Origin of the sequence: Proteus sp. fly-1089, assembly GCF_040138965.1 — a bacterium.
GTDB lineage: Bacteria > Pseudomonadota > Gammaproteobacteria > Enterobacterales > Enterobacteriaceae > Proteus > Proteus vulgaris_B.
The window spans coordinates 185120-204982 of sequence record NZ_JBEETS010000002.1; the positions used below are offsets into that span (position 1 = coordinate 185120).

The 19863-nt window shown below is 37.0% G+C and carries 20 protein-coding genes; 13 read left to right on the forward strand and 7 right to left on the reverse strand.

All coding sequences use genetic code 11. The features are described from left to right. Nucleotides 1-9: 9 nt before the first annotated feature. Nucleotides 10-666 (forward strand): hypothetical protein, encoded by a 657-nt coding sequence (locus tag ABN080_RS07380; protein WP_349440735.1) that lies wholly within the window; start codon nt 10-12, stop codon nt 664-666. Nucleotides 667-744: 78 nt separating this feature from the next. On the opposite strand, the gene ABN080_RS07385 is transcribed toward ABN080_RS07380, so the two are convergent. Further along, entirely contained in the window at nt 745-1098 is a 354-nt protein-coding gene (locus ABN080_RS07385) for a hypothetical protein (protein WP_349440736.1), read from the reverse strand. Between the two features lie 86 nt (nt 1099-1184). After that, nucleotides 1185-3062 (reverse strand): bifunctional glutathionylspermidine amidase/synthase, encoded by a 1878-nt coding sequence (gss, locus tag ABN080_RS07390; protein WP_349440737.1) that lies wholly within the window; start codon nt 3060-3062, stop codon nt 1185-1187. Nucleotides 3063-3661: 599 nt separating this feature from the next. Here gss and ABN080_RS07395 point away from each other — a divergent pair. The 6 genes from ABN080_RS07395 to efeB all read left to right on the forward strand — a co-directional run bounded on the left by ABN080_RS07395 (nt 3662) and on the right by efeB (nt 8233). Beyond that, a complete protein-coding gene (locus ABN080_RS07395; RefSeq protein ID WP_036932801.1) occupies nt 3662-3949 on the forward strand; it encodes a helix-turn-helix domain-containing protein in 288 nt (95 codons plus the stop codon). 301 nt (nt 3950-4250) lie between these two features. Next, on the forward strand, nt 4251-4808 hold the full coding sequence (locus ABN080_RS07400) for an iron transporter (protein ID WP_115350423.1): 558 nt from the start codon (nt 4251-4253) through the stop codon (nt 4806-4808). A gap of 70 nt (nt 4809-4878) precedes the next feature. Beyond that, a complete protein-coding gene (locus tag ABN080_RS07405; protein ID WP_072070975.1) occupies nt 4879-5226 on the forward strand; it encodes a cupredoxin domain-containing protein in 348 nt (115 codons plus the stop codon). A gap of 2 nt (nt 5227-5228) precedes the next feature. Beyond that, on the forward strand, nt 5229-6065 hold the full coding sequence (locus ABN080_RS07410; protein WP_196553586.1) for an FTR1 family protein: 837 nt from the start codon (nt 5229-5231) through the stop codon (nt 6063-6065). Further along, a complete protein-coding gene (locus ABN080_RS07415; protein WP_196553585.1) occupies nt 6055-6978 on the forward strand; it encodes an EfeM/EfeO family lipoprotein in 924 nt (307 codons plus the stop codon). Before ABN080_RS07410 ends, ABN080_RS07415 begins: the two co-directional genes overlap by 11 nt. Continuing rightward, entirely contained in the window at nt 6968-8233 is a 1266-nt protein-coding gene (gene efeB, locus ABN080_RS07420; RefSeq protein WP_349440738.1) for an iron uptake transporter deferrochelatase/peroxidase subunit, read from the forward strand. The genes ABN080_RS07415 and efeB overlap by 11 nt, the downstream gene beginning before the upstream one ends. A 66-nt stretch (nt 8234-8299) precedes the next feature. On the opposite strand, the gene ABN080_RS07425 is transcribed toward efeB, so the two are convergent. After that, a complete protein-coding gene (locus ABN080_RS07425; protein WP_196553583.1) occupies nt 8300-8989 on the reverse strand; it encodes an IclR family transcriptional regulator in 690 nt (229 codons plus the stop codon). 231 nt (nt 8990-9220) lie between these two features. Between ABN080_RS07425 and ABN080_RS07430 the strand changes: the two genes are divergently transcribed. From ABN080_RS07430 to htpX, 5 genes are all read left to right on the forward strand, one after another. After that, entirely contained in the window at nt 9221-11557 is a 2337-nt protein-coding gene (locus tag ABN080_RS07430) for a molybdopterin-containing oxidoreductase family protein (protein ID WP_197269518.1), read from the forward strand. 2 nt (nt 11558-11559) lie between these two features. Beyond that, complete coding sequence (locus ABN080_RS07435) at nt 11560-12111, forward strand: 4Fe-4S dicluster domain-containing protein (RefSeq protein WP_072070981.1); 552 nt, start codon at nt 11560-11562, stop codon at nt 12109-12111. A 2-nt stretch (nt 12112-12113) separates the two neighbouring features. Then, nucleotides 12114-12932 carry a dimethyl sulfoxide reductase anchor subunit family protein gene (locus ABN080_RS07440; protein ID WP_349440739.1) on the forward strand — a complete coding sequence of 273 codons (819 nt, stop codon included), beginning with the start codon at nt 12114-12116 and terminating at the stop codon, nt 12930-12932. A 291-nt stretch (nt 12933-13223) separates the two neighbouring features. After that, on the forward strand, nt 13224-13784 hold the full coding sequence (locus tag ABN080_RS07445; RefSeq protein ID WP_072070983.1) for a LemA family protein: 561 nt from the start codon (nt 13224-13226) through the stop codon (nt 13782-13784). A 77-nt stretch (nt 13785-13861) separates the two neighbouring features. Further along, entirely contained in the window at nt 13862-14827 is a 966-nt protein-coding gene (gene htpX / locus ABN080_RS07450) for a zinc metalloprotease HtpX (protein WP_349440740.1), read from the forward strand. A gap of 100 nt (nt 14828-14927) precedes the next feature. Here the strand turns inward: htpX and ABN080_RS07455 are convergent, their stop codons facing one another. The 4 genes from ABN080_RS07455 to ABN080_RS07470 form a co-directional block, all read right to left on the reverse strand. Continuing rightward, the gene (locus tag ABN080_RS07455; RefSeq protein ID WP_109407946.1) at nt 14928-15110 is read right to left on the reverse strand and encodes a DUF2526 family protein; all 183 of its coding nucleotides are present in this window, start codon (nt 15108-15110) and stop codon (nt 14928-14930) included. An 87-nt stretch (nt 15111-15197) separates the two neighbouring features. Further along, the gene (locus ABN080_RS07460; protein ID WP_349440741.1) at nt 15198-16430 is read right to left on the reverse strand and encodes an MFS transporter; all 1233 of its coding nucleotides are present in this window, start codon (nt 16428-16430) and stop codon (nt 15198-15200) included. A gap of 186 nt (nt 16431-16616) precedes the next feature. Next, a complete protein-coding gene (locus tag ABN080_RS07465) occupies nt 16617-17387 on the reverse strand; it encodes an ABC transporter permease (RefSeq protein WP_072070987.1) in 771 nt (256 codons plus the stop codon). Beyond that, on the reverse strand, nt 17384-18319 hold the full coding sequence (locus tag ABN080_RS07470; RefSeq protein WP_349440742.1) for an ABC transporter ATP-binding protein: 936 nt from the start codon (nt 18317-18319) through the stop codon (nt 17384-17386). The genes ABN080_RS07465 and ABN080_RS07470 overlap by 4 nt, the downstream gene beginning before the upstream one ends. A gap of 848 nt (nt 18320-19167) precedes the next feature. Here ABN080_RS07470 and can point away from each other — a divergent pair. Continuing rightward, the gene (can, locus tag ABN080_RS07475) at nt 19168-19821 is read left to right on the forward strand and encodes a carbonate dehydratase (RefSeq protein WP_072070989.1); all 654 of its coding nucleotides are present in this window, start codon (nt 19168-19170) and stop codon (nt 19819-19821) included. The last annotated feature ends 42 nt before the right edge of the window (nt 19822-19863 follow it).

Below are 19863 nucleotides of genomic sequence, written 5' to 3' on the forward strand. Positions count from 1 at the left end.
GAAAACCCTATGAAAGAGATGACATTTTCAACACAACAGATAGTCGCTATTGCAGAATATGCTGGTTTATCCATCAGAAATAAAGAACAACTCACTGAGAATAAACGTTATATCTTAGTTGACTTAATGGATCTGAAAACAGATGAAGGGCTTTATTATGGTGCTGCGGTACTAGATTTTAGTGACGTTTATCGCAAAGCACGTATTTTAGAATTTGGTGACGAGGGCTATCAACGAGCTCAAGCTCGAGAAAAACAAATTCAAGACTATAAAAATAATCGAAAAGCCCAAGAGCCAGATACCTACCAGCCACCGATCCATCGTTATAGTCACTACACAGATTTTCAAATAAACCTAACAGCTATCTATCGCCGTTATGGTTATGAAATCGAATTTGATACAGAAACCGAAAAAGTTTGGAGCTCTTTAGATCCCGATGGCGCACTATTTGATCTACTCAAAAATGCTGATGATGCACTTTCCTTATTAGAAGATTGTGAAATGTCATGCTCTTATCATCAAGAAAACAAAGTGTGGTCTGTCATTTCAATAGAAAATGATACCGTTGAACATAAATCTTTAAACCGTGCCGTGGCTGAATGTTTTTTATTAATGACAGATCATTATGCTGATGATTGGCCTAACATTGAAAACATTCTTTATTAAAACAAAAAAATCACAAATAAATCATTAATTATCAAATAATTATAGTTTATTACTTGATAATTATTGCTAAAGCAACATCTAACTCAAACACCGAAAAGCATCATATTCACGATAATAGTTAATTTCTTCAATAACCCACTGTAAGGTTTTTTTTTCGACTTGTTGAACTTGATAGAATAATGCCAAATCACAAATCACCATCCAGCCTCGTAAATTTTTATCTTTAACAATTTTTGGCATTTCCAGATCTTCATCATCAAGGTAAATCTCATCATCAGGTAATTCTTGAAGATAATCCCAAGGAATATAATAAAAAATCGCCTGATTAGGATCACTATTCCAAGTTGCAATTTCCGTATAAATCCACTCATTAGATTCAAGTGTTGAAAGCGCTGCTAATAACTCACTAAGCGTTTCAAATTTTTGTATCATTCTATTTCTCACTAAGCATTCTGGTTATTTTTAAAATAAACCCGCCAATTAGGCGGGTCTATTATTTCTTAATTCTAAACGTGATCTTATTTAGTTAAAAAGTATTTATCTTCAACCACGATCAACGGTTCTATATCACTCTCTTTTTTAATGACTAGTGTAGGATCAGAACGTAAACAACAACCACCGTAATGTCCACCGACTGTAAAGGTGCAAACTTGAATATAACGGTTTGCGACTTTCGGTAAACACCATAATTCCTGATAAATATTTTCTTGGTGATCAAATTGACCTTGGGTTTCATCTAACACATTTTCTTTATGATCAACTAAGCCAATGTTACTACCACAACGTCCCGCTATTGGTTTAACTGCATAACCACTTTGTGCAAGATGAGGAGTCACTTTAAAATCCGTATCTAGCAAATAAGGATTATCAGGGAACAGTTGCCATAAAATCGGTAAAATGGCTTTATTACTTGGGATAAGTGTCCAAAGTGGCTCAAAAACGGTAATTTCAGGACGTAAAAGTACATCGACCAAACGGACTTCGTCTTCAGGATGCCCTGTACGAATAGGGATCAGTGCTTGTTGCTCACTCTCTTCTCTTAGTTGATCTAATGCCGTTTCCCAAGCCCATGTTTTCCAGACACACTCAACAACGCGTTTGTCTGCATCAATCAATTGACCGCGACTATTCCAATGAAGCTCATCTAATCCACGTAGAATTTTACTGTTATAACCTGCTTGGGTCAGTGATTGTTGCATAAAGAGAGCATGATAATCTTCTTCACTATCATCATCTTGAAGAATATGTACAAAAGGTTTTGCATCACAATGTTTCCAAGCATCGGCTAATGCATCAAGTAATCGTTCGCCGGGGTTAAATCCCTCTTTAATTCCACCTTTCTGTGCCCATTTTTCGATGATTAAGCCAGCTTCTGTATGGCAAGAGGCTGAGTCTGCATTATATTCATAAACTTTGACACCACGTTCATCCATACAAAAATCTAATCGTCCCGTGATCATTTGATGACGTCTGTTTTGCCATGACAAACGAATGCGAGGCCATAGAACTTCAGGGATATCGAATAAACGCAGTAAATTATCATCTTTCAACACTTTTTCAGTTGCATGCAAATACATCAAATGCATTTCATTACTTGCGCGAATAAGCTCCTGCTCTGCACTTTCTGAAATGGTAAAATATTCGTAACTATCTTGATTGATAATATGACCATGTTGCGCATAGATATAAGCTTTCTCTAATGGCGAGCTCTCATCTAGCCATTTCCCATCGAATTGACCTTTATTTTCAAGTTTTTCGGCATGAATATTTAATAGTTCAGGTGTGATTTTAGGCTCAGGAAGACTATAAGCATTAGGTTCAGTTTGGATCATCCAACCTAAAAGCGTTGTGTTCTCAAAAGTATCTTGAATAAAGTAGCCGTCATCACTGACGCGAAGCGGTAATTCTCGTGTCCATTGCTGGCCTGCTGGTAATCTAGTATGGATAACATTTTGTTCTGCAATACGGATTTTATCTTCGAGCACTTCAGTGATCACTGCAACATGACCGGTCACTTTAAACTCACCACCTTCTTGCCAAATCAGCAAAGCACCAACAGCTGGTGCCTGCTTACCGCCATTAGCAAACGCTTGGAGAGGCAATATATCGTCATCAATAGTTTTACGTAAAAAACGCAATGAAAAAATCTCATAAGCCATTCCCACATCAGTAAATACAGCGCCGTAATGCAGATAAAGGAAACGACGAGCAAATTCAACACACTGCCACTTGTGTCCCATATATTCATTACCAATATAACTACGGAATGAATCATTAGCAGCATAGTCTTCTTTATCGATACTACTGTAATCTGAAGAGTAAATCGCGACACCACCAGGCGCATAACCTAGCAATGTTCCAAATGGTTCATGACGAATGATATCTTTTACATTCATAATCTCGACCTTGACGATAAATAGATAATTACCTGTAATACTTATAATCTACCTAAGTATTATAGATAACAATATTAACGCCATGGACTATTCGAAGTGAATGTAATTTTAGTAATTTCGATAAAGTAAAAAGAGGTATGTCGCTTTAAAGCTATTTAAGAAGAAAAATTGGGCCAAATAAAAAAAAACTCAAAAATAACCCATCATAAAAAATATATAAAAGGTATTTTCGAGTATAAACACAGTCAAAGAGGGCTTTATCTTTTTTGTTATAGTTTCATTATTTACTCTTTATCAATCATAAATGCGAGCACAAATAATGGATAAAATGGCATTTTGACAATATATAGCACTGTTTATCAAATTTTTCTCGATTTTCCTGCTAGAAAAAAGAATGATATCAAAATAGTTTAATAAAAATTATTATCATCTTATAGCCTGACGGGTATAAATAATTCCGCCTATTAACCGATAACACTATAGAATGGATTTTACTCATTCAAGCCGGAGTGCTTGTTTACTTTGAAGATCCATCACAGAAACTTGATATTCGAATTATTGAATATTATTGGTGGTTGATAGGAAGAATGAGGTCACTAATGTCAAAGATTTATCCCATTTCTCAAATTATTGGGCATAAAATTCGTAAACAACGCCAGCAACTTCGCTTATCAGCAAAGGTTGTCGCTGAACGAGTGGGTATTAGCCAGCAACAATTTTCACGATATGAGAATGGGCTATGTAAAATTGATGTTGATATGCTCTTTCATATTGCTCAAGAGCTAAAAGTGACACCAGCGTTTTTTTTACCCCCTAATGAAGAGCAAGTTTCTGCTATCGCACTGACACAATCCAAACAATTTTGGAGTGCTCAAAGCCAAATTTAATATTCTTGGTATGGAAATCTTCTATTTTATCTTTTTATTAAGATAAATAAGGTTTCCATATATCACTCTTAATTTGATAATCATAATGAGTATAATTACTTTGAGTTATCAATTCTATTTATCTTTTATATTTAAACCAACAAATTTTTTTCTTTTATAAAATAAAATGTTAATACATTTTTCACTGTTTTTTTCGTAACTTAAGCGATATTTTTCGTATAGATTATCTCCTCTCTTTAATACAAATTGTGTTAACCTAATTAAGAATAATAACAATTATCATTTGAAATAAGGGTTAAACATGAAATATCGCTATGCACTCTCTCTTACTGCATTATCGTTTCTCTCAACCTCGGCTTTTGCTCTAGAGTACCCTGTAGGTCATCCTATTATTAAAAATGGTATGGAAATTCAGGGGGTTTACCTTCAACCTATCACTATGGATACCGAAGAAGGTCATCATGCAATGAGCCATCTCGCGGCTGATAAAGCCGATATCCATTTAGAAGCCGATATCCATGCTACAGAAGACAATCCTAATGGCTTTGCAGAAGGTGACTGGATCCCTTACCTCACTGTTGAATACACCGTGACAAAATCAGATGCGCCAGCGAAAAAACAGCAAGGCGTTTTTATGGCAATGGTGGCTAATGATGGTCCTCACTATGGCGAGAATCTGAAACTCGATGGTAATGGCCAATATAATGTTACTTATAAAATTTACCCACCTTCATACAATAAAGATATTACATTTGGTCGCCATATTGACAAAGAAACCGGTGTTGCACCTTGGTTTGAACCCTTTGAAGTTTCATGGGATTTCACCTATAGCGGCACAGGTCGTAAAGGTAGTTATTAATTAGCTTGATAACGGATAAGCTCAATAAAATTGAGTTTATCCTTTTTCTCTTTTTTTAAGTGAAACGCTGATGATGAAACATCTCTATAAATACACGTTATTACTGCTATTAATGATAACAAGCTCTGTTTTTGCTGCTGAGAAATTTACTGTTGAATTAGAAATGAAAGACGGCGAGCTTATTCCTCAAGTACTTGAAGTACCTGCCAAAACCCCCATTAGAATAAAAATCCGTAATACAGGCACCAGCCCTGTTGAATTTGAAAGTACACAGTTACGTAAAGAAAAAGTATTAGCTCCTGGCGCAAATTCTGTCGTTGTGATAGCACCACTAAAACCCGGTCGTTACACCTTCTTTGATGATTTTCACCTTTCTCACCCTCAAGGTGAAATTGTTGCAACTGAAAAGGCAGAGTAAATATGGGACAAGTTCTGTTTGTTGTCTGGCGAGAAAGTTTTGAAGCGCTACTGGTAATTGGTATTATTTATGCTTGGATAAAGCGCTCTCCAGCGCCAAAACAAGGTATGAAATACTTGTGGAGTGGCGTTATATTTGGACTATTTCTTGCTGTTATCTTGGCTCTGAGCATTTATGGTGTATTTAGTTCACTGGAAGATATGTGGCAATCTCTATTTATGATCGCAATGGAGATCCTCGCCTGTGTGCTTATTGTTCAAATGGTTTATTGGATGAATGGGCAAGGAAAGTCACTAAAAACCAACATAGAAAATGAACTCACACAAAAAACACAGCAACAAAGTGCATGGGGTATTTTACTGATTATTGCCATTGCAATTGCCAGAGAAGGCAGTGAAGTTGTTGTCTTCCTCTCTAGCCATATTATGGCTCTCAATGCACAAACAGCACTGCCTTTCTTTATTGAAGTCTTTATTGGCTTACTTGTCGCAGCATTCACTCTATGGCTATTTTTACTGACGTCAAAAGTTATTTCATGGCGTTATTTCTTTACTGTAACGGGATTTTTACTGCTATTCCTTGCCGTTTCTTTGCTCTTAAAAGCCGTAGAAGAAATTGCAAATCTACTCATTGAAATGGATTTTGAATTACCTGATTTCTTGATATATCCGCTTTGGGATATTAGCCACATTCTGGATGACTCGAGTGTCTTTGGTAATTTCTTAGTATCATTCTTCGCTTATCGCTCTCAACCCATTGGTTTAAGCGTGGTGACGTTTATTGTCTACTGGGTGATTGTTGCACTGTTATTTAAGCGAGGTACTCAGCATGCGAAATAACACAAAATTTAAAAGAAGAAATATTACTGTTTTTTTCTTTATTTTGCTGTTTTCTCTACCTATTTACGCTGAAAAAATCATTCAAGGAATTATTCAAGATAGCGAAAATATCATCGTTGCAAAAGGAGATATTCCTACTCCTGAAAAATTTAAAACTGATATTTTAATGTACCGAGAAAAGGCTGTTGAGCAATTAACTCAAGTTGAAAAAGCACTCAATAAATTAATAGTAAATAGCGAAAAAAATCAGCTTATTAATGCTCAAAATGCCTATCAACAAGCGCATTATCACTATGAAGTTATTCGCCCTATTATTGCGCTTTTTGGATCAAGCGAACGTTTATTAAATAATCGAGCTGATTTCTTTATTGAAAGAGAAAACTCATCGCGTTTTTCAGGATTTCATTTAATTGAATATCAACTCTTTAAATTAAAAGATACGCAAAAAGCTACAGAGTCCGCAAAAGCGCTATTAAGAGGCATTAGTGATCTAAAAAAACGTTTAGCCATTGAAGATATCCCAATCCCCAAATTAGTCCAATCGGCGGGGGATAGCTTGGAGTTTATTTTAACGGACAAATTAGCAGGGATTGAAAACCAATACTCAAATAGCGATCTAGGTGATAGTTATGCAAATTTATCCGGATCACGCTTAATAGTGGAGAGCTTATCCGAACATATTCCCCCTACTGAATATCAATCTCTGATCAAGCAATATAATGATATTGGTGCTCTGCTTTTAAAATACCAGCGTGATGAAGGTTTATTCCAGCCTTTAAATGCGCTTCCTGAAACAGAAAAAAGCTGGCTTTTCTCTCAAGTAACACAATTAGCAGAGCAAGTGGCGAATTTACGTAGCACGCTCGATATTGATGTTTACTATCACTATAAAGAAGCAAGTGATGAAAAATAAAACTCTCTTTAAACCGTTATTAAAAAGTCCAGTTAACCTCGATAAACGTACAACGTTAAAATGGTTAGGTGGAAGCTTATTACTCGCCAGTATAGGGGCTAATGCACAACAAAAACAAAGTGCTTCATCTGTGCCCCGTTATCAACGTACGATTGCTTATTTAGGTAAACACCAAGCAGGCGTTATTACTCCAGAACAAAAACACGCCTCATTTATTGCTCTTAATCTAACAGTCACTACTGTTGAGGAAGTAAAAAAAATATTCGCAACTCTGACACAACGAATTGCTTTTTTAACGCAACCTCGTGAGCTAGAGCAGAGAGCAAATCCACATCTTCCTCCTGCTGAGTCTGGTATTCTGGGCACTCAATTACACCCAGATGAATTAACCATTACTGTCGCGTTAGGTGATAGCTTTTTTGATAATCGTTTTGGTTTTCAGCCTAAAAAACCCAAACGCTTAGAGCCCATGAAACCCTTTCCTAATGATCGATTAGATCCAAAATGGTGTGGTGGCGATGTTCTACTCCAGTTTTGTGCTAATAGCCAAGAAAGTGTCATTTATGCGTTAAGAGATATTTTAAAATATCTTTCTGGTCAAGTTTATGCGGTGTGGAAAATTGATGGTTTTCTTCCTGCTCGCGATATTGATAATCATCAAACGCCGATTAACCTTTTTGGTTTTAAAGATGGCTCAGGGAACGCGCCTTCATCTGATAATAACCTGATGGACTCGCTAGTCTGGATCACAGAAGAACAAAAAGAGCCACAATGGTGTTTAGGCGGAAGCTATCAAGCAGTGCGTCTTATTCGGTTTGCATTGGAATTTTGGGATAGAACACCGCTTGAAGATCAAGAGAATAATTTTGGCCGTCATCGATCAACGGGTGCGCCAATTGGAATGAAGCAGGAAATGGACGATCCACAGTTTGAAAAAGATCCTCATGGTGACCGAGTGCTGTTTGACTCTCATATGCGAAGAGCAGAGCCAAGAAATCCAGAACGTTATAGCGCCAAACTACGCCGACGTAGTTACAGCTATTCATTAGGTTTAACACCTTCAGGTCAATTAGATATGGGACTGATTTTTATCTCATTTCAAAATAACCTTAAAAAAGGCTTTATTGATACCCAAAAACGCTTAGATGGTGAACCATTAGAGCGCTATATCAAACCTTTTGGTGGCGGATACTACTTTGTATTACCCGGCATCCCACACCAAGGTGATACCCTTGCAAAAGGGCTATTTGATTAATTCTTCTCTGCATATTAGGCACTTGGCTTTTCCTGCCAAGATGCCTAAATTCAATACTCCACTCAATTAACGTGAAAAGCGTGTCATCTTAGCTTTAAGTGTATTACCCAATTCAGTTTGTCTTTCAGACTCAATAAAACCCATCGTTAATACTGCTGCCACCATTTCTCCTTTTTTATTAAAAACAGGGCATGAAATGGATTGTGCACCAGGAATACCTTCAGCCGGTTCATGACGAATAGCAAAACCTTGTTGGCGAATAGTATTTTTCTGTTTTTCTGATAAACCCGCATCTATCTCTAAATTACTAAAAACAGCAAAAATAGAGCCCGCAGCACTAATTTTATAAGGCACAGGTGTATCGGGTAAAAAATCAATATCAACATGTTTAAAACTGCGATTATATCGCGTTAAAAAAAGCTGATTGCCTTGCGCAATAACTAATCCTGTAGACATATTATGTTCATCTCTAAACTCACATAATAGCTGATTAATTTCATCCACCATGGATTGTGGCTTAGGTGTTGCCTGCGCTAAAAGAAGAATTTTACTCCCCAAGCAATACTGGCTTCCGCCGCTTTCTTGGTACAACATTTCAGAGCGACAAAGTGACACTAAATATTTATGTAAGCGACTTTTTGAAAGCGAACAGGCTTTTGCAATATCTGACGATCGGGCGATACCTCCATTCGATGCAATAAATTCGAGAATGGTAATAGCAATATCAACCGAGTTAACTCCTTGAGAATTCTGCATTTATTTATTTCACACCTATTCGTTATTTATTTTGATTTATGACGATATCCCATTATTCTTTTTTTGTCATTTTTGCTAGTTTATTTCACTAAAACCTTATTTTAAATATGGCTTTTTAGCTATTTTCTGTCGATTATTTTCTTTGTCTATTTTTAGATGATCTACCTCAATGTTAACTATATATGAATTGAGTTTATATATAGTTAACTTTTCTTGTGCGTGAGAATGTCTATGTCTAAAAATCAAAAGTGGGAATTAAATAGAAGAACGCTGTTAAAAGGAATGGGTGCCATTGGCGTGGCAGCTCTTTCTCCTAACGCGTTCAGTCTAGTTAATGAAAATAAACCCATATTTAACCAGAAACCACGGATAAAATTATCCGAATATAAAACCTTTCGTTCAACCTGTGCGATGGAATGTTTGCACTGTAACCTAACAGCTTTTACACATAAGGGGCAACTTATCAAAGTTGAAGCCACTGAAGGCTTTAATGTGAAATGTTGTTTACGGGGTATGAGCCGAACCAAATGGGTATACCACAAAGATCGTTTAACCACACCTTTATTGCGTGTCGGTGAAAAAGGAAAAGCAGAATTCAAACCCATTAGTTGGGATGAAGCACTTGATCTCATTGAAAAAAACATCAGAGAAACCATTGATAAGTTTGGTAATGAGGGACTGTTTATCTCTACTCATGCCGGCAATATGGACTCGATTAAAAATGATATGGGTAAGGCCTTTTTCGATTACTTAGGTGGCTCCACAAAACAAGCGGGATCACTTTGTTGCTCTGCCGTAACAGCGGCAATGATCCCAATGGTGGGTCTACGCTACGCAGATACCCGAGATACGGTAAAAGATAGTCGCTATATCCTTTGTTGGGGTAATAACCCCGCAGTGACGATGCAGGCCTATTTCAAAAATTACAACCAAGCTCGTCGAAATGGCGCCAGAATGGTGGTTATTGATCCTCGCTTTAATGAAACAGCCGCTAAAGCAGATGAGTGGATCCCTATCGTTCCTGGTACTGATACGGCACTTGCGTTAGGTATGATCAAAATTATCATTGAAGAAAATCTCACTGATAAACCTTTTTTACGTGCACACACAGGTGCCGTCTACCTTGTTGACTCACAGCAAAAACTATTACGTCAATCTGATGATGATCAAGATAGTTATCTAGTTTTTGATACTTTAAGTCAGCAACTTGTTCACCATGAGACACCGAATATTATTCCTGCGTTAACTCATGATGAACTACCTACTAATGCTGATTATGTGACTGTCTTTGAGCAAATTTACCAACAAGCACAACCTTGGACTGTCGAAAAAACCAGTCAAGAAACGGATATCCCGAAAGAAACTATTATTCGTTTAGCTCGTGATTATGCCACCACCAAACCCGCTATGATTGTGCAAAATATGTCCGGCGCTCAACGTACCGAATTTGGTGCTTATGTTGCAGCTAGCCAATTTTATCTTGCATTATTAACCGGCAATATCGGTAAAAAAGGTGCTGGAATTTGTGATGCCGGTGGTGCTCGCCAAATGGCAAAATTTAGTCCAATTATTCCACCAGCACCTAACGCAAAACCAATAAAACCCATTCCTGTTGCGAAAGTGGGTGATTGGATTGTCAATGAAAGACCACACCCAATTAATTTTTGGTGGATCATGACCATGGGTGTGATGACGCAACTTCCTAACACTAATATGGTACGTAATGCACTGAAAAAAGTACCTTTTGTGGTTGTTGCTGATAACTTGATGTCATCCACTGCACTTTATGCCGATCTTGTACTCCCTGTTACGACTATTTTTGAAGATACCAGTTTAATGGCAGGTGTTCGTAGTCAATATGTACAATTAATGGAAAAAGCGGTTGAGCCACCAGGAGATGCAAAACCTGATTATTGGATCTTTGCTCGTCTTGCCGAACGTTTTGGCTTTGGTGACGTTTTCAACCAACCTATTGAACACTATATTGATGCTTGTCTTAAAGGCTCCGGCATTACACGTGAAATGTTAGAAAAAGGCCCAGTGCGCCCAGTTGAAGGCGACTGGATCCCTTTTAAAGATGGCATTTTCCGTACTTCAACGAAAAAAGCACACTTCTTTATTGAAGAGTGGCAGGATAAAAACTTCTCTCCGATTGTCACCTATTATCCCGTAAAAGAATCGACAAAAGGCTCACCTGAACTTGCTAAAAAATACCCACTAATGGCGGTGCAACGCAAGCTCGCTCGTAGTGTTCACTCTAGCCATGGTATGAATGAGTGGATCTTAGAAGTACAGCGTAATCAACCTAATATTCTTATCCATCCTAATGATGCTTTAGCCAGAGGAATTAAAGATGGTGAATGGGCTATTGCATTTAATGATCGAGGAGAGCACCGTGCGATTGCCGTTGTGACCACGCATATTAAGCAAGGCGTTATTTCATTAGATAATGGATGGTGGGAACAACAAGGCGGAAGTAGTAGCCATGTTACCAATGACCACGTTGAACCTTTAGGTAACGGCCATTGCTGTAATAGCACCTTAGTTAACGTAAGACGGGAGGCTTGATCATGGCGAAGAAACAGTATGGTTTTCTAATAAATACCAAAGATTGCTATGGTTGCCGAACTTGCTCGATGGCCTGTAAATCTGAAAATGTCACGCCTCCAGGTGTGTTGTGGCGTCGAGTTCGCGAATTCAATGAAGACCAACCCAATGCACAAGCTTTTATTACCATGTCTTGTAACCATTGTGACGATCCACAGTGCCTAAAAGTTTGCCCTGCTGACACTTATACCAAACGTGAAGACGGTATTGTCGTGCAAGATCATGACAAATGTATCGGTTGCCAAATGTGCATCATGGCGTGCCCTTATAACGCTCCGGTTTATGATCCAGTAGAAGGAAAAACCAGTAAATGCAATATGTGTGCGGATAGACTTGATGAAGGCTTAAAACCCCGTTGTGTTGAATCTTGTCCTACTGGGGCTATTGAGTTTGGTGAAATTGAAGATCTACGTAAAAAACACACGACAAATTGGGCTTTATTAGAAAAACGCTATGGTGTACCTGATCACACCATCAGTAATCCTAATATTGTCATTATTGGTATGGAGGATTAATCATGCATGATTATCAACTGCCGTTAGTCCTGTTTACGGTTATGAGTCAATGGGGTATTGGTGCGGTATTGGCACTTTCACTGTATCAATGGCAAAACCAAACTCAAAATGTTGCAATGCTAAACACCAAAGCATTACGAACAACCATTGCACTCATTTGGCTGATTGAAGTTGTGGGTTCATCAATGTCGATGGGACACTTAGGTGATCCGCTCGGTGCTTATCGTTCAGTATTAGGTATTGCACATTCTTGGTTAAGTCGCGAAGCAATTGCCTTTGTGATGCTAAATGGCTTAATTTCATTATGGGCACTAGCCAGTTGGGTACAACCTCATGCTATTCGCCGTAATAGTCTATTTGGGTTGTTTTGTGGCGTTATTGGTTTACCTGTTATTTTGATTACAGCACAAATCTACTACCAAATGCAGGCTCATCCTCTTTGGCATACACCAGCAACACAAATTAGCTTTATTGGCACAGCGTTATTGCTTGGTTTTGGCTCGATGATCCCTTGGTTGCGTTTACAAGGTAAAACCATTAGTAACTCATTAAAAATAGGAACCTTAGTTGGTGCATTCTTAGTTCTCATAGGCTTGGTTATGAGAACACAAGTACCCGGTGCAGATGTTGCAAGCTTATTATTATGGTGGCAAGTCATTGCTAGTCTAATTATTGGTATCTGCATTATTACTTTGTCTCACAGCACGTCATTTAACAAAACTTCGCTCTCTATCATCACTATTTTGATGTTATTTAGTGGTGAAATCACGGGAAGAATGCTGTTTTATGGCAACGTAATGGCACAAGCACCTTGGTTCTAAATGTTTTACCTCTGAGTTAAATAGTTTCGTTAACTCGATTATTTAACTCAGATTCATCCCCTATGTTTCACTTGATATTTTTTATTTGCCCTAGCATTACCTTTAATTTTTACCTCGAATTTATTCGGGGTATTTTTTTATCTCAATCAATATCATTAATTTTACTTTATTCATGTTCTTTTTGTTTTTGATGAAATAATCATCTAGCTATCTTTATCAATAATAGGCAAAATTAACATTAAAGATTTAACACAATTTCCTGTTTACGATTAGAAAAGAGAGCACTTCACCATGACTGGATTAATTATTACTATCGCGTTATTGGGTCTTATTTTTTATTATTACAACCGTATTATTTCTATGCGTGAAGCTGTTATCTCAAGTGAAACCGAAATTTCGGTACAATTAGATCGTCGTGGTAAAGTCTTTGATAGCTTATTAGCTACAGTAAAAAAATATCTCAGCCATGAATCTGACGTATTTACTAAAATCACTGAATTAAGAACACAAACTCAAAGTGCCAATGGCAAAGAAGCCAAAGCAGCTGAAGACGAATTATCAAAAATTGTTTCAAGTGGTGCCATTAATGTTGCGGTTGAAAATTATCCTGAATTAAAATCCGATACCATTATGGCAAATTTACAAGAAGAGATTGTTTCAACGGAAAATAAACTCTCTTTTGCAAAACGCGGTTATAACCGTACTTTAGAACAATATCGCGCTTTTATTGCTTCTATTCCTGCTGTGTTTATTGTCAAGATTTTCCCAAGCTTAGTTATTGATAAAGAGTACTGGCGTCTTGATGAAGGAACTATTAAAACAGAAGAAGCTCGCCGCATTAATTTCGATTAATTTTTAAAGTGATAAAAAGATACTTATGCCTTCTTGATTGATAAAACAGCACTTAGCGGTGCTGTTTGGAGTCACCAATGGATTTCAGAAATGTTCTACGAAAAAATGCTATTCGAACTCGTTTTGTTATAGCAACTTATTTACTATTAATGCTAATGATCGGTTTGCTGGTGGATACAGCTATTGGAGCAAATCCTTATCTAGATCTCACTGATAATATGTTGGCATTTCTGACTTTCCAATCTATTCCCATTGCTTCACTCATTATTTTAGCTATCTCGATTTTATTGCTTCTTTTTATTCATTTTAAAGGGCACAAAATCATGCTGACAGGAATGAATGCTAAATTAATTAGCCCAGATGAAACAGTAAATGCACAAGAGCGCCAATTGCTCAATATTGTGGAAGAACTTAGTTTAAGTGCCACGCTAGGCTATATTCCTAAGCTCTATATTCTTGATACACCTGAAGCAAATGCTTTTGCAGCTGGTTGGTCTGAAAAAAACGCCTTTATTGGTGTAACCACTGGCTTATTAAGTCGCCTTAATCGCCAAGAAGTGCAAGCAGTATTAGCCCATGAAACAGGGCATATTATTCATGGTGACTCACGACTAACGTTATATGTTGGCATCTTAGCCAACGTTATTTTGACGGTTACGAATATCTTTGGTAGCCGTTTATATATTGCATCAGGCAACCGGGGTGGAAAAGGTAATGATGCAGCAAGCAAGGCTCGCCTTATTTTGATTGTATTAAACCTTGTTTTACCGATTATTACCCAAGTCCTTTATTTTTATTTATCTCGTACTCGTGAATATATGGCTGATGCTGCCGCTGTCGATTTAACGCAAGATAATCAAGCAATGATTAATGCACTAAAGAAAATTTCGGCACAACATAACACTGAAAGTTTTGAAGATGGTTCAACGGGACGTGCTTATCGCAAAGCGGCCTTTATTTTTAATAAAGGAGACTCATTTTTCTCAACACATCCATCCATTGAAAATAGAATTGCGGTACTTGAAGGTAAAAAGACTTTTTGATCCGTATGATACGATGCAATAAAAAGAAAAAAGCGTTTACACCTGTTTATTAAAACGGTTAAAACGCTTTTTAAATACTTATTTCTTAGTCATAATCCGATTAGCGATGTTTTTCGCCGTGATGGAAAATAGCTGTTCGTAAACGCTCTTGTTGCTCATAACGTAATGGAAATTCAATCGTTTTATCTTTACCTAATTCCACTAAAAGTTCATTCATGGTTTCAATACTGGTTGTCGCAATAGCATCATCAACCTGTTTAACCACTTCATCATAATGAGACATCTTTTATCCCCTTTCTTCATAAAATTCTTAATCGCTATCATATTACAAGTAAGGGGATTTCTGTATTTTTAGCCACATAAAGTGTGATTAAATTGAGTTAAGCGGTTTATTCTTTGTCTCTTTACCCAATAACATCACTGCCAATATCCCAATAACAATTGAAAAACTGAAAATAAGAAATATGGAGCTTATTTCAAATTGATATTGGACTAAATATCCCACCATTAAAGGCCCTAATATTCCACCAATACGCCCTATTGCTGTTGCTGTTCCTGCACCTGTTGCTCGTATTCCATCAGGATATTGCTCTGGCGTATAAGCATATAAAGCCCCCCAAGCCCCTAAATTAAAGAATGACAGTAACATGCCAAAAATAAGTAGCGTTGTCGTGGTATCAGCCACACTAAAATAATAGGCACTAATAGCAGTTCCTGCTAAATAAGTGACTAACACAAATTTTCGCCCATAACGTTCAATTAACCACGCAGCGGTAAAATAACCGGGTAACTGTGCTAATGTCATAATAAGCACATATTGAAAGCTTTTTATTAAACTAAAGCCTTTTAACATAGCCACACTTGGTAGCCATAAAAAAATACCATAATAAGAAAAAACGACACAGAACCATAAGATCCACAACATTAGCGTTGAACGTCGGTACTGAGGTGACCAAATTAATGCCATTGATTGACGGATCGATAAGCGTGTTTTTTTCTGTGAGATATGGGATGGAGTTGGTTCAGGTAATTTTGATCGTAAATAAAGAGCATATACAGCTGGTAATGCACTTAATAACATCGCCATACGCCAGCCATAATCAGGAATAATAAAATAAGCAATCAAAGCCGCAATTAACCAACCGACAGCCCAAAAACTCTCTAATAAAACAACAATTCGACCTCGCTCATGAGTTTCAACACTTTCACTGACAAGTGTTGAAGCAACAGGTAATTCCCCACCCAATCCCATTCCAATAAAGAAACGTAAAATAAGCACCACCATCAAAGAGCTTGCTAATGCAGTTAATCCACAACCTAAGCTAAACAGCAACAAAGTAAAGATAAAAACGGGTTTACGTCCTTTTCTATCTGCAATAATACCAAATACAAAAGCACCGACAGCCATTCCAATTGAGTTTACGCTACCAATCCAGCCTAATTGTGATGCAGTTAATCCCCAATCTTCTTTTAATGCTGTGAGCAAAAAAGCAAGTAGCCCTACATCCATTGCATCAAAAGTCCAGCCCATACCAGCGATACATAAAAGCTTATTACGAGAGATTGCCTCAGGTGCTTTGCCTGTTTGGCTTGCCGTTGTCATTACATTTCCTTTCTATCCCCTACCAAAGTGTTTAGTATACTAAACAAGAAAAATCATTTTGTTAATAGCAAAGCGTCAATTTAAAGAAAAATTAACATTTATGCTGAAAAAACAGTTAAAAAAAATCGGTATCTCTAATTAAGATACCGATTTCAAACATTATAACTATTATTTTCGTTTTATTGATTAGCTTCTTAAACCTCTGCCTTTTTCAATCAAGTACCATGCTATAACATAAAACACGGCAATGAAAAGACACAACACACTGATGGTAACCGTTAAAGAAACATCGGTAATACCCAAAAAGCCATAACGAAAACCACTAATCATATACACAATAGGGTTTAATTTTGACACACCTTGCCAAAATTCAGGTAAGAGTGAAAGTGAATAAAATACACCACCTAAATAGGTTAAAGGCGTTAAAACAAACGTTGGAATAATGCTGATATCATCAAAGGTTTTCGCAAAGATTGCATTTAACAATCCGGCAAGTGAAAACACAATGGATGTCATCAGCAATGTCACCACGACCATTGTCCAAGAATGCATTTCTAAAGGTACAAAAAATAGCGAAACTAGAGTCACTAAGATACCGACACAAACACCACGAGCCACACCACCACCCACAAAGCCCGCAATAACAACATGCGTTGGCACCGGAGAAACTAATAACTCTTCGATACTACGCTGAAACTTGGCACCAAAAAATGAAGAGGAAACATTGGCATAAGAGTTTGTTATTACTGCCATCATAATCAGGCCAGGAACAATAAACTGCATATAATCAACACCACCCATATCGCCAATTCGCTTACCAATTAGGTTACCGAAAATAACGAAATAGAGAGACATAGTTATTACAGGTGGAATTAACGTTTGTATCCAAATACGACCAAAACGGGTAACTTCTTTAATCCAAATTGTTTTGAGGGCTACCCAATACAGCTGAATCATTCCCTCTCTCCTTCTACTGTATGCTCTTCATTAACTAAATGAACAAATAATTCTTCAAGGCGATTGGCTTTATTTCTCATACTTAACACTTGAATACCTTGTGTATTAAGTTGAGCAAAAACACTATTTAAACCTTGTTCTCTTTTAACATCGACTTCTAATGTTGAAGTATCCATTAAACGATATTGATAATTTTGTAATTCAGGCAATGGACTTTTTGGTGCTAAATCTAAAATAAAGGTTTCAGACTCTAGTTTACTTAATAAGCCTTTCATACTGGTGTTTTCGACCAGTTCACCACGTTGAATAATACCAATATTCCTACACAACATTTCTGCTTCTTCTAAATAGTGTGTCGTTAAAATAATGGTGGTTCCTTCAGTGTTTAATTGTTTTAAAAACATCCACATTGAGCGACGTAATTCAATATCAACACCTGCTGTTGGTTCATCAAGGATCAGTAATTTTGGCTGATGCATTAATGCACGAGCAATCATTAAACGGCGCTTCATTCCCCCAGATAAAAAACGGGCTCTATCATCACGTTTTTCCCATAAATCTAACTGAGTTAAATAGGTTTCAGCACGTTCTAATGCTAACTTACGAGGAACACCATAATAACCGGCTTGATTGAGGACGATTTGTAATACGGTTTCAAATGGGTTGAAATTGAACTCTTGTGGCACTAACCCTAGCTGGCGCTTTGCATTAACCATATCGGTATCTGTGTCATAGCCAAAGACTTTAACTTTGCCACTACTCTTATTAACTAAAGAGCTGATAATACCAATGGTGGTCGATTTTCCTGCGCCATTAGGACCTAATAAAGCATAAAAATCTCCCGCTTCCACGGTGAGATTAATTCCTTTTAGCGCTTTTACGCCATTGTGATAAGTTTTCGTTAACTCCGTTAACTCCAATGCATACGTCATAAGTGGGAATTACCTTTTATCAACTGCATTATTCAGCATTGACTGAGCTGAAATCAGAAAATAGCTATTCAACTAAGCCTTACTAACGCTACGTATTGCTCACACGCTTCGAATTAGAAAATAAGCTTAGTTCAATATGATCAAAATGGAATAAGGATATTCTAGAGAAAATAAGGCCGTAAATAAACCGTTTTAGGGTTTATGACACAAACGAATAAATAAATTTATTTTAACTATTACAGATAATAAGAATAAAACTTAATGTAAGAAAAAATCAGAGATGAAGATGCTATATACTGTTACTTCTTGCTTATATTCCTAATGTATTAATCAATTCATCCCTTGATGTAATCATTTAGCCTCGCTGATAGCAATAAAATTATTGCCCTTGTTCCTCAATCTTACTGATTGATATTATCTCGCCATTTATTATCTCAATCAATGCTGACTATCGATTTTTATCATCCCTGTATTTATCCATATCAAAAAGCAAAAAAACATAAACATAAGATTTATTTATAATATGTTTTAATAAACCTATTTTTGGATAGTATAATAGTAGTCTTAACAATCAGTTATCTTTTTACACATTTGATTTACATCAAAGAATGTATTGATAAATTCATTAAACAAATGCTATAAAAAGATCTATCTTATTTGAAAGCGAAAAAATACAGACAATTATCTGTCACTTGGCTTTAAAAAGCCTTCTGATTAATTCAAAAGTAATGGTATAAAAATACCCTTTCTTAGTGGATCTCTCGCATCCAACAATAACACAGTGCTATTTCGTGTTGGCGTACTGTCAGCGCAAATGGTGAGAAACCGAATTTACAGGCAGTCACGTCATGATGAGAAAAATTGAAGAGCTGTTAGCCAATAACAAGCAATGGTCAGAATCTGTTACTGAAGAAAATCCTCAGTTTTTTAAAGATCTCTGTAAAGGCCAAAAACCCCATTTTTTATGGATTGGTTGCTCTGACAGCCGCGTTCCAGCAGAAAAATTGATCAATGCTGCACCCGGCGACCTATTTGTTCACCGTAATGTCGCAAACTTAGTGATCCACACCGACTTAAACTGTCTTTCTGTTATTCAGTATGCTGTTGATGTATTGCAAGTTGAACATATTATTGTATGTGGCCACTATGGTTGTGGTGGTATTGAAGCTGCTATTGAAGGAACTGAATTAGGACTTATTAATAACTGGTTATTGCATATCCGCGATATTTGGTACAAACACAGTTCAATGTTAGGCGAACTTGCTCCTCATGATAGATTAAACCTACTTTGTGAGCTAAACGTTATTGAACAAGTATATAACCTAGGCCACTCAACGATTATGCAAGCCGCATGGAAACGTGGGCAAAAAGTGATGATCCACGGTTGGGTTTACGGTTTAAATAATGGTGAATTACACGATCTCGATGTCACCTCAGATAGCCGTGAGAAACTTGAACTTTCTTATCGCCAAGCGATGGCAAAATTGAGTCACCCTCGTTAATAAGCACATTCAATTCAATAAAAAACCCGCCTAAAGCGGGTT

Bases quoted from the DNA above. Each gene is read 5' to 3' on its own strand.
- efeB (WP_349440738.1), top strand. From the start codon at position 6,968: ATGAAAAATAAAACTCTCTTTAAACCGTTATTAAAAAGTCCAGTTAAC.
- can (WP_072070989.1), top strand. From the start codon at position 19,168: ATGATGAGAAAAATTGAAGAGCTGTTAGCCAATAACAAGCAATGGTCA.
- ABN080_RS07470 (WP_349440742.1), bottom strand. From the start codon at position 18,319: ATGACGTATGCATTGGAGTTAACGGAGTTAACGAAAACTTATCACAAT.
- ABN080_RS07395 (WP_036932801.1), top strand. From the start codon at position 3,662: ATGTCAAAGATTTATCCCATTTCTCAAATTATTGGGCATAAAATTCGT.
- ABN080_RS07445 (WP_072070983.1), top strand. From the start codon at position 13,224: ATGACTGGATTAATTATTACTATCGCGTTATTGGGTCTTATTTTTTAT.
- ABN080_RS07410 (WP_196553586.1), top strand. From the start codon at position 5,229: ATGGGACAAGTTCTGTTTGTTGTCTGGCGAGAAAGTTTTGAAGCGCTA.
- ABN080_RS07400 (WP_115350423.1), top strand. From the start codon at position 4,251: ATGAAATATCGCTATGCACTCTCTCTTACTGCATTATCGTTTCTCTCA.
- ABN080_RS07455 (WP_109407946.1), bottom strand. From the start codon at position 15,110: ATGTCTCATTATGATGAAGTGGTTAAACAGGTTGATGATGCTATTGCG.
- ABN080_RS07385 (WP_349440736.1), bottom strand. From the start codon at position 1,098: ATGATACAAAAATTTGAAACGCTTAGTGAGTTATTAGCAGCGCTTTCA.
- ABN080_RS07465 (WP_072070987.1), bottom strand. From the start codon at position 17,387: ATGATTCAGCTGTATTGGGTAGCCCTCAAAACAATTTGGATTAAAGAA.
- ABN080_RS07415 (WP_196553585.1), top strand. From the start codon at position 6,055: ATGCGAAATAACACAAAATTTAAAAGAAGAAATATTACTGTTTTTTTC.
- ABN080_RS07425 (WP_196553583.1), bottom strand. From the start codon at position 8,989: ATGCAGAATTCTCAAGGAGTTAACTCGGTTGATATTGCTATTACCATT.
- ABN080_RS07380 (WP_349440735.1), top strand. From the start codon at position 10: ATGAAAGAGATGACATTTTCAACACAACAGATAGTCGCTATTGCAGAA.
- ABN080_RS07435 (WP_072070981.1), top strand. From the start codon at position 11,560: ATGGCGAAGAAACAGTATGGTTTTCTAATAAATACCAAAGATTGCTAT.
- ABN080_RS07460 (WP_349440741.1), bottom strand. From the start codon at position 16,430: ATGACAACGGCAAGCCAAACAGGCAAAGCACCTGAGGCAATCTCTCGT.
- ABN080_RS07440 (WP_349440739.1), top strand. From the start codon at position 12,114: ATGCATGATTATCAACTGCCGTTAGTCCTGTTTACGGTTATGAGTCAA.
- htpX (WP_349440740.1), top strand. From the start codon at position 13,862: ATGGATTTCAGAAATGTTCTACGAAAAAATGCTATTCGAACTCGTTTT.
- gss (WP_349440737.1), bottom strand. From the start codon at position 3,062: ATGAATGTAAAAGATATCATTCGTCATGAACCATTTGGAACATTGCTA.
- ABN080_RS07405 (WP_072070975.1), top strand. From the start codon at position 4,879: ATGATGAAACATCTCTATAAATACACGTTATTACTGCTATTAATGATA.
- ABN080_RS07430 (WP_197269518.1), top strand. From the start codon at position 9,221: ATGTCTAAAAATCAAAAGTGGGAATTAAATAGAAGAACGCTGTTAAAA.